Source organism: Streptosporangium sp. G11, assembly GCF_051192615.1.
Taxonomy (GTDB): domain Bacteria; phylum Actinomycetota; class Actinomycetes; order Streptosporangiales; family Streptosporangiaceae; genus Streptosporangium.
On record NZ_JBPJUQ010000236.1, the window covers coordinates 1 to 2449 of the forward strand.

Annotated in this window: 3 protein-coding genes; 1 reads left to right on the forward strand and 2 read right to left on the reverse strand. The window is 63.8% G+C overall.

Annotation, left to right across the window (positions count from 1 at the left end):
- Nucleotides 1-466 precede the first annotated feature (466 nt).
- Nucleotides 467-1084, reverse strand: coding sequence for a hypothetical protein (locus ACSDR0_RS50115; RefSeq protein ID WP_435296048.1), 618 nt, complete (start codon nt 1082-1084; stop codon nt 467-469).
- Nucleotides 1085-1121: 37 nt separating this feature from the next.
- Nucleotides 1122-1838 (reverse strand): SMI1/KNR4 family protein, encoded by a 717-nt coding sequence (locus tag ACSDR0_RS50120; protein WP_435296049.1) that lies wholly within the window; start codon nt 1836-1838, stop codon nt 1122-1124.
- A gap of 118 nt (nt 1839-1956) precedes the next feature.
- On the opposite strand from ACSDR0_RS50120, the gene ACSDR0_RS50125 reads away from it, so the two are divergent.
- Nucleotides 1957-2343 carry a hypothetical protein gene (locus ACSDR0_RS50125; protein ID WP_435296050.1) on the forward strand — a complete coding sequence of 129 codons (387 nt, stop codon included), beginning with the start codon at nt 1957-1959 and terminating at the stop codon, nt 2341-2343.
- Nucleotides 2344-2449: the final 106 nt, after the last annotated feature.

Here is a 2449-nt window from a genome sequence, read left to right on the forward strand (position 1 = left end):
GCTCCTGGCCGGGTTCATCGCCCAGACCGGCCTCATGATCTCCGAGCCGATGTAACGCTCGGCTTTCTCGCTCAGTACAGCAGTCGCGTACAGCAACACCGTCTTACGCGATCACATCCCACCGAACCACATCTACCGCCTGACCAGCGTGTGAGTCTCACGACCTGGAACCTGCCCTTGGCTACGGATCAGAAGGTTGGGGTTTCGAGTACCTCCGGCCGCACAGCAGCAGGAAGGCCTCTGAACAGGCATTACGCCCTCAGGGGCCTTCTTCGTTTCTTGATCGTTTGAGCTTCTTGTCAACACCCCTGCTAACAGGGTGGCTCCCGCTGCTTTCCGATCTCTCATACGGAGTGGGCGAGCGGTCCGTGGCCGCGTAAATGACCGACTCCGCCCGTCATTGTGGATCTTGATGACGGGCGGAGTGAGCACGCCGCCATAGGTCGGCCAGGCCGTGTCCATCTGCTCACAGATGTCGATAAGTCTTGTACTTCCCAGTGAGTGAGGATGCGGCTGCCTCCGCGACGTCTTCTCGGGATCCTGCGGCGCAGGTGGTGAGGAAGGCGTGCACGGGCTGCCCCTGCCAATCCGCCGCCGCCACGGCAGGCCAGAAACGGAGTCCGTCCTCAGGTAGCCGAGGAGCCAGAAAATCGAGGATTCGTCCGATGGTCTTGTCGTCGGGAACCATGTGCAGCATCGCCATCGCACGGAAAGCCCCGTCGATGAGCCGGTCGTTGCCGGTGTTGAGGCACCGAAGAATTGGGGTGGAGTCATCATCCTCCTGGTCCAACCGAACGAGCGCATCCCCGATCGCTGTATGGACCATGGTGGCCTTGAAGGGATGACGCGCGAGTTCGTAGAGGTACGGCACCGACGCCCGATGGTCGCAGGCGCCGAGCGCCATCACCAGGTGGTAGAGGGTCTCCCAAGCCTGAGGACCCCCGGTTTCGCGCCGCAACGCTTCCAGCAACGCCAGCCCCGCCGCTGGATCGGCGAGTTTTCGCAGCCGTTTGGCTCCCGACTGTCGGCGAGCTGCCGCGCGATCGGCAAGTCGTCCGACCGCCTCGCCAAAGGTGAGCGCCACTGATTCTCCTTCACCAGTCGGTCAGTCGGCAGATCCGTTATTCGTCCCCGTATGTCCCACTTGAGCTTGACGCAGAGGGATGGGCGCCATGTAACACCTGCTCTTCTGCCTCATCCAGCCAGCGCCGATACCAACGGGCGAACCCGAGCGGCTTTCCGTCGTCGTCACAGAGCGGTCGGAATCCCTCGTCGTCAGCGGTGTCGTTCGCCCACATCTGACCTCGCGCCGGGCCACTGATCACCAGGGCCTCCCGTAACGCACAGCCAAGGTGACACAGATACAGCAGCCCGATCGAATGCCGAGGGTCGTAGACGACCGCGTCGTGCCGCTCCCAGTACGCATCCTCAGCCGCGTTGAACTCCTCGGTGGAATCGAAATCTTCCTCATCAGGCGGCGCGGGCATACCGTCGGCCGGGTTGAACGCCTCGACATGAGGAAACGGCTGGTCCAGCGTGTCCAGGTCGGTGAGGTCGGCGCCATCGCCCTCCCACTGCCACCGTCCGTTCACGCGACGCAGGGGAAAGAGGCCGTAGGCGGGGCCTGCCCCACCGCGCCCCGCCTGCAGCAGGAAGGACCGGTACTCGCCGGGCAGTTCTATCCGAAGCTGTGCCTCCACGTCGGCCAGGGCGTCGGCTTCCAGCGGCGGTTCAAGCGTCCAGCCGTGGCTCCCAGCGCCGAACACCGTATCGACACCGGATGCGGCGGCCGGCCGCGAAAGCCGTTCGCGTACATCTGCCCAGTCGGCATGCGTCACGTCCGGCACGATACAAGCATGAGCGGCCCGCACACAGCAGTGCGGCGATCGCAACGGATCCGGTCGCAGGCCGGGGGGTGGGACACTCGCCGAGTGCCGCCAGAGGAGAGTGAAGCGTGTGACCGAGATCCGTATCCTCTCGTTCGCAGCTTGGCGAGGAGGCCACTATGTCGGCCTGGCGGAGGTCCTCGCTTCTCTTGGTGCCTTGATTGAGGGCCATCGCTGGCAATTGATCATCGACTGGCTCGTCTCTCCGGAGACTGAAGCGATCGCCGAGGCCACGGCGAACTCACTGGTGACCACGAGTCATCTCATCGACCTGTTCAGCGGGGACTGCCAGCTCATCGATGGAGAGCTCGTGGGCTACGCCGACAGTCCGTCGGTGCCGGAGGTGAGAATCCGAGCGTTCGACAGCGGCCACTGGGATGTGCAGACGGATAGTCCTGAGCTGTTGGAGAAGATCATCATGCTCTATCCCGACGTGCACGAGCTTCCCGAGTGGTGAGTCCGCGAGACTCACCACGAAAGGCCTCCTAGTGCCGCGTTCCTCATAGCCGGTAGACGAACGTGCGGCGGAGGGTGCGGGGCTGGGGTGGTGGTCGCCCCCAGAT